This is a genomic window from Pseudorhodoplanes sp., assembly GCF_035565855.1.
In the GTDB taxonomy this organism is placed as follows: domain Bacteria; phylum Pseudomonadota; class Alphaproteobacteria; order Rhizobiales; family Xanthobacteraceae; genus Pseudorhodoplanes.
On sequence record NZ_DATMRX010000020.1, the window covers coordinates 1 to 6,346 of the forward strand.

7 protein-coding genes are annotated in these 6,346 nt (G+C 64.6%); 2 read left to right on the forward strand and 5 right to left on the reverse strand.

What is annotated here, in order from left to right:
- Positions 1–604: histidinol-phosphate transaminase (locus tag VN004_RS01110; protein WP_325606264.1), on the reverse strand; the 604-nt coding region annotated here is incomplete at its 3' end.
- Between the two features lie 32 nt (positions 605–636).
- Complete coding sequence (locus VN004_RS01115; RefSeq protein WP_325606265.1) at positions 637–1,503, reverse strand: chorismate mutase; 867 nt, start codon at positions 1,501–1,503, stop codon at positions 637–639.
- Positions 1,504–1,675: 172 nt separating this feature from the next.
- Between VN004_RS01115 and metX the strand changes: the two genes are divergently transcribed.
- Both metX and metW read left to right on the forward strand, forming a co-directional pair.
- A complete protein-coding gene (gene metX / locus VN004_RS01120; protein WP_325606266.1) occupies positions 1,676–2,866 on the forward strand; it encodes a homoserine O-acetyltransferase MetX in 1,191 nt (396 codons plus the stop codon).
- Between the two features lie 58 nt (positions 2,867–2,924).
- The gene (metW, locus tag VN004_RS01125) at positions 2,925–3,587 is read left to right on the forward strand and encodes a methionine biosynthesis protein MetW (protein WP_414710211.1); all 663 of its coding nucleotides are present in this window, start codon (positions 2,925–2,927) and stop codon (positions 3,585–3,587) included.
- A 4-nt stretch (positions 3,588–3,591) separates the two neighbouring features.
- Here the strand turns inward: metW and VN004_RS01130 are convergent, their stop codons facing one another.
- The 3 genes from VN004_RS01130 to argB all read right to left on the reverse strand — a co-directional run.
- The gene (locus VN004_RS01130; protein ID WP_325606268.1) at positions 3,592–4,371 is read right to left on the reverse strand and encodes a M15 family metallopeptidase; all 780 of its coding nucleotides are present in this window, start codon (positions 4,369–4,371) and stop codon (positions 3,592–3,594) included.
- Positions 4,371–5,501 carry a caspase family protein gene (locus tag VN004_RS01135; protein ID WP_325606269.1) on the reverse strand — a complete coding sequence of 377 codons (1,131 nt, stop codon included), beginning with the start codon at positions 5,499–5,501 and terminating at the stop codon, positions 4,371–4,373. Before VN004_RS01135 ends, VN004_RS01130 begins: the two co-directional genes overlap by 1 nt.
- Positions 5,502–5,902: 401 nt before the next feature.
- The coding region (gene argB / locus VN004_RS01140; protein WP_325606270.1) for an acetylglutamate kinase at positions 5,903–6,346 on the reverse strand (444 nt) is incomplete at its 5' end.

Below are 6,346 nucleotides of genomic sequence, written 5' to 3' on the forward strand. Positions count from 1 at the left end.
AATCGTTGCGTTTGACATATTCGCAATAGGCCGCATCCAGCACCAGCAGCACATGCGGAGGCAATCCGGCCTGCAGCCGCTTCACCTCGTCGAACGGGATATAGGTGCCGGTCGGATTGTTCGGGTTCGCCAGGAACACCATCCTGGTCTTCGGCGTCACCGCGTTCAGGATCGCGTCCACATCGGCGGTGTGGTTCTTTTCCGCGGCCACCACCGGCTTTGCACCGGCGCCGAGCGTCGCGATCGGATACATCAGGAAGCCGTGCGTGGTGTGGATCGCCTCGTCGCCATCGGCGAGATAGCCGCGCGCCAGGAGATTGATCAGGTCGTCGGACCCCGCGCCGCAGATGATGCGATCGGGGTCGAGGCCCATGGCATGGCCGATGGCTTGACGCAGATCGGCCGCGGAGCCGTCGGGATAATCCTGCAGCTGATGCGCGACCGACAGATAGGCTTCGATCGCCTTCGGGCTTGCGCCGAGCGGGCTCTCGTTCGACGACAGCTTGTGAATCTTGTCGACGCCCGGTGCCGAGGATTTGCCGGGCACATAGGCGGCGATATCCATGACGCCGGGGCGCGGCTGCGGACGCGTGGCTGCAGTCATTTCAGTGAACCTCAACAAGTGTACGGGCGGTGTTAGCGCGCGGCAGCGACCGGATGCGCGCCCGACAGCGTATAGCGGGTCGCGTGGCTGCCGACGAGGGCTGTCGAGCGGATCGTCGCCCCGGCCTTGACCAGCGCGTCGGTGATCGCGGCGAGCGTCTGACCTTTCGGCACCGAGATCAGCAAGGCCGCGCCATCGAACGCGCCGTCCGGCTCGGCGATGACCTCGGCCAGCGGCGCGATGGTCCGCGCGGCCACTGCGCCCCAGCCCGAGACGCGCAGGCTATGGACCTCGACCTCCGCCATCACCGCGTCGGCCGCCGGATGGGATATCGCGAAGACCGGCAGCGAGGCCGGGTGATCCGGCCGCTCCACGAACGGCAGGCGGGCGATGATCTTCGGCGCGGTCTCGCCCTCGAGGGATTGCCACCAGGCGCCGGCGCCGGCCACAGAGACCGCGGGAACGAGCGCAAGATCGCCTTTCGAGGCGGCGACCGCCGCGATCGCGGGGCCCGCGCCCATATGCGGGACGAAGGGCACCGTGAAGCCAAAATGGAAGCGGGCAGAATCCCGCATCGCCGCTTCGCCGACCGTCAGGTCCGCATGCACCGAATAGGGCGCCTGGACATGCGTGAAGGTCGCAATGATGACCCGCCAGATGCTCTCGACGGTATCGAGGGGCAGGATGCCGCGATGGCGTTCGACGAGCTTGCGCATCATCGAAACTTCGCGAGCCGGGCGAAAGGCCGAGCCGGATTCCTGGGTGCCTTTGACCTTGATGAGATTTGCGATGATTTCGCTGCGCTCGATCAGCAGCGCGTGCATGGCCTCGTCGATCCGGTCGATTTCGGCGCGCAATGCAGCAAGCGATGGGGCGGGTTTTTGGGCCTGATCGGACATGGCTGGCTCGTTAACGTTGGCCCGCATGATTAGGTGGGCAGGCCCGCGAAATCAAAGAAAACATTGACTTAATGGCCGTTAGGCCTACCTAGAACGACCGGCCTTGTGGCCGGGCCATCGGGTCCGCCGAGGTCGCGTTGCGGGCCGGGTATGGTGTGCCGGGTGACAGCGTATGGCCGAGGCCGATCTCAAGACAGGACAACACGCACGGGTGCGCGGCGAGGCGGATAGCCCGCGGGAATCGCTCGTGGTGCGTTTCGGTCCGGACCGACCGCTGAAGCTCGATTCCGGCATCGAGCTGTCGCCGTTCCAGATTGCCTACAAGACCTACGGCCAGCTCAATGCGCAGCGCAGCAACGCGATCCTCATCTGCCACGCGCTGACCGGCGACCAGCATGTCGCCAGCGTCCACCCCGTGACCGGCAAGAACGGCTGGTGGGAGACCATGGTCGGTCCCGGCAAGCCGATCGACACCGAACGCTATTTCGTCATCTGCTCGAATGTCGTGGCCGGCTGCATGGGCTCCACCGGGCCGTCATCGATCGATCCGCGGACCGGCAATCCCTACGGGCTCGAATTCCCGGTCATCACCATCCGCGACATGGTGCGCGCGCAGGCGATGCTGGTCGATCACCTCGGCATCGATACCTTGTTTGCGGTCGTCGGCGGCTCGATGGGCGGCATGCAGGTGCTGCAATGGGCGCAGAGCTTTCCGGAGCGCGTGTTCTGCGCGGTGCCGATCGCCTGCGCGACCCGGCATTCGGCCCAGAATATCGCCTTCCACGAAGTCGGCCGTCAGGCGGTGATGGCCGACCCCGAATGGCGTCACGGCCGCTATCAGATCGAGGGCACGAGTCCTCATCGCGGGCTCGCGGTCGCGCGGATGGGCGCGCATATCACCTACATGTCGGATGCGGCCCTGCACCGGAAATTCGGCCGGCGCTTCCAGGATCGCAGCAATCCGACCTTTTCCTTCGACGCCGATTTCGAGGTGGAGAGCTATCTCCGCTATCAGGGCTCGTCCTTCGTCGAGCGCTTCGACGCCAATTCCTATCTCTACCTGACGCGGGCGATGGACTATTTCGATCTCGCCGCCGAGCATGACGGTGTGCTGGCCGAAGCGTTCCGGAGTTCTCCCACCCGCTTCTGCGTGGTGTCCTTCACCAGCGACTGGCTGTTCCCGACCTCCGAATCGCGCGCCATCGTGCATGCGCTCAATGCCGCCGGCGCGCGTGTGTCCTTTGCCGAGATCGTCACCGACAAAGGGCACGACGCTTTCCTGCTCGAGGAGCCGGAATTGTTCGCCATCATCCGCGGCTTCCTCGACGGCGCCGGGCGGGCGCGCGGGCTGGTGAGCGCGTGAGGCCGCAGCTGCATCCGCGGTTTTCGGCCGACATCGTGTTCGGTGTAGAGTCATGAACATGCACACCCGTCCGCAACGCGAACTCGCGACCGCGCATGCCGCGCGCAATGGGGCCGGCGCCCGCGTTGACCTTCTGGTCGTGGCGCAGATGGTGAAGCCGGGCGCGAAGGTGCTGGACGTCGGCTGCGGTGACGGCGAACTCCTCAAGATCCTGACCGAAACCAAGAATGTTGACGGCCGCGGCATCGAGATTTCGCGTGAGGGCGTCAATCTGTGCGTCGCCAAGGGCCTTGCCGTCATTCAGGGCGACGCCGATACCGACCTTGCCGATTATCCCGACAATGCCTTCGATTACGTGATCCTGTCGCAGACCCTGCAGGCGACCTGGCGGCCGCGCGTGGTGCTGGAGCACATGCTGCGGATCGGCGAGCGGGCGATCGTCTCGTTTCCGAATTTCGGCCACTGGAAGATCCGCCTGAAGCTTTTGTTTCAGGGCCGCATGCCGCGCACGCCGCATCTTCCGGACACCTGGTACGACACCCAGAACATCCACTTCTGCACGATCCGCGACTTCCGCGATCTCTGCAACGAGATCGGCGTGAAGATGGAGGCAGCTGTCGCGCTGAATGCCTGGGGCGGCAAGCTGCGCATCAACGTGCCGTGGTGGTTCTGGAACCTGTTCGGCGAACAGGCGGTGTTTCTGCTGACGCGGAAGAAGTAGCGCGCTACTTCGGCCAGCCCTTTTTCGCGAGCGCGATGAGCTCGGGGCGATATTCGAAGTGGAAGCTGTCGTAGTGATACCACTTGCCGCCCCAGATGAAGCCGTGGCGCTCGAACACCTCGACGATCTCGAGCGGGATGCGGTTCTTCCAGGCGAGCGTCCCGCCTTTCGTCTTCGCCCATTGCCAGTAATCGCCGAACTTCGCGTTCAGATCGATCGCGGCGGCGTAGGCATGGACCGAAAGGCGTTTCGTTCCGGCAATGACGCGGCAATTATAGGTGCCTGACGAGGGGACGAGGTAGCGCGTCATCTCCGCCGGCAATTGCTCGAGATCGCGCGACACCTTGGCGAGCTGATCGGCAACGCCGTTGACCGTCGTGATCATCACCGTTCCGCCGCCGCGGCTCGGCAGCCACGGCACCGCCTTCATCCGCGCCTTAACCTCGCCGTTGCGGCAATCCCCGTACATCTTGACGAAAAGTGCCTGATTGCGGATGCGGCCCGGATCTTCATTGGCCGCCGGCGGCTTCAGGGATGCCGTGCCGAGCGGATAGGGAAGTGCAAACTGATCCTTGATGTCGGGATCGTCCAGCAGGCGCTCGAAGCTCTTGCCCCGAATGCCGTCATCGATCGGCAGGCTCGTGCCATCCTTGAAGACGAGCTGATTGTTCTCGTAGCCGGCGAGATGATCGGGATAGGCTGCGACCAGCGCATCGAGCGCCGGATCCGCTGCCGCGAGGCCCGTGCCGAGCAACACCGTCAGCGCAACGGCCAGCCCGCGCATCAGCGCTCCATCGACTGGATCAGCTTGATATTCGCATCCTCGATCGCGTTCGTCCGCACGTCCCATGCGGTCGGCCGATACCACGAGAACCGCGAGAAATAAGCGCTCAGCGCGGGATCGCGGAAGAAGCGGCCGCGGCGGGCGAAGATTTCATTGCGGGCGATGCGCAGCTGGTCCGGCGAAAGCCGCCGCAATTCCGCGACGCCCAAAAGGCGCTGATGAGAATCCGGAAAGATGAAGCCGTCTCCGGCCGGTGCGCGCTGGGGAGCAGGCGGCAATGCGGCGACGGCGGGCGGCACGGCAGAAACCGGCGGCGGTGAGAGCTGCGGCACCGGCGCGGCAGTGATGGGCGCCGATGCAGGCGTGCCGCCTTTCGGCGGGCTGGCGAGATAGACTTCGCCCATCAGCGATGAATTGTCCCACGGCAATTGCTTGTTGCCGGTCGCGGCCATCACGTCGGCGCGCACCCGCGTCAGCATCGCGCGAACTTCGAGGCCGGGCGTGCGCAAATGTTTCACGAGGCCCGTCGTGAAGGGACTGTTCGATCCGGTGCCGTCGAGCGCCACTTTTCCAGGCGCGGTGGCGAACGCGATCAGCGTTCCGGTGCCAAGCGTCGAGTAGGCCGCGAGCCCGGAGCCAACCGCCGAGCGCGAGCGCGCGGCAATGCTGCGCGACAGCGGATTGTCGCGGCACGCATCCAGGATGACGATGGTGGCGCGGCCCGGGTCTTCCAGACTGCCGAGAATTTTGTCGAGCTCGATCGTCGCGAAGGCAAGATCGCTTGCGGTCTCGACCTTGGCGTCGACCGGCACGAGATAATTGCGGCCGTCGACCTGAAGGCCGTGGCCCGCATAGAAGAGCAGCGCGACCTTCGCATCGCTTGCCTTGCGCAGGAAATCGCGAAGCATGCCCTCCATCGCGGCACGGTCGAGGTCACGGCCGAGCGCGACGTCGAATCCGAGATCGGTCAGCGCAGAGGCGACGGCCCTGGCATCATTCGCGGGGTTCGCGAGCACGCCGGCATTGGCGTAGTTGCCATTGCCGATGACGAGGGCGACCCGTTCGGATGCCTGCGCCGGCGCGACGAGAAGCGCGAGAAGGACCGCAAGCGACCACAGAAACCGGGGCATTGAGAAAGCGCTGCTCTGAGAGGTTTCGACAATGTCGAGAAACGATGGGCGAGCTTAGCATTCGGCGCTGCGTCGGCAAAGAATACGAGCCTCTGCGATGCGAACGCGGCTGCATTTTGCGCCCGCAATTCTGTCAAGCTGATGCCTTGATCGCCCGCTGAAATCACACGGTCGTGAGCGCATGAGTACCGCGTAGCGCAGCACGAGGGGGAAGGGACCACGGCCGCCCATTGGGGCGGCCGTGGCTGTTTTGGCGCAATCGCATCGCCCCATTCCTTGTCATGCTCCGCGAAGGCGGGGCATCCAGTAAACTCACGGAGCAGTGGTATTCACTGGATCGCCCGCTTTCGCGGGCGATGACAGCCAGAGAGCGGCTGCTTCCGTAAAAACTGAATGTGCTTTTAGCGATGGATCAGCGTGCCGGCGCCGTGGTCGGTGAACAGCTCCAGCAGCACGGCGTGCTTTTCCTTGCCGTCGAGAATGACGACGCCCTCGACACCCTGTTCCAGCGCGGTGATGCAGGTCTCGACCTTCGGAATCATGCCGCCCGAAATGGTGCCGTCGGCGATCAGCTTGCGCACGTCGTTCACCGACATTTCCGGGATCAGCTTCTTGTTCTTGTCGAGCACCCCCGGCACGTCGGTGAGAAGGAGAAGGCGCTTGGCCTTCAGTGCGCCGGCGATATAGCCGGCGAAGGTATCGGCATTGACGTTGTAGGTCTCGCCGTTCGGTCCCGACGCGATCGGTGCCAGCACCGGAATGAGGTCGCGGCCGATGATCTGGTCGAGCACGGTGGTGTCGACCTTGTCGGGTTCGCCAACGAAACCCAGATCGACCACGTCGGC

What these genes read in the sequence shown, in the direction of transcription:
- VN004_RS01115 (WP_325606265.1), bottom strand. Translation starts at nt 1,503, where the DNA reads ATGTCCGATCAGGCCCAAAAACCCGCCCCATCGCTTGCTGCATTGCGC.
- metX (WP_325606266.1), top strand. Translation starts at nt 1,676, where the DNA reads ATGGCCGAGGCCGATCTCAAGACAGGACAACACGCACGGGTGCGCGGC.
- metW (WP_414710211.1), top strand. Translation starts at nt 2,925, where the DNA reads ATGCACACCCGTCCGCAACGCGAACTCGCGACCGCGCATGCCGCGCGC.
- VN004_RS01130 (WP_325606268.1), bottom strand. Translation starts at nt 4,371, where the DNA reads ATGCGCGGGCTGGCCGTTGCGCTGACGGTGTTGCTCGGCACGGGCCTC.
- VN004_RS01135 (WP_325606269.1), bottom strand. Translation starts at nt 5,501, where the DNA reads ATGCCCCGGTTTCTGTGGTCGCTTGCGGTCCTTCTCGCGCTTCTCGTC.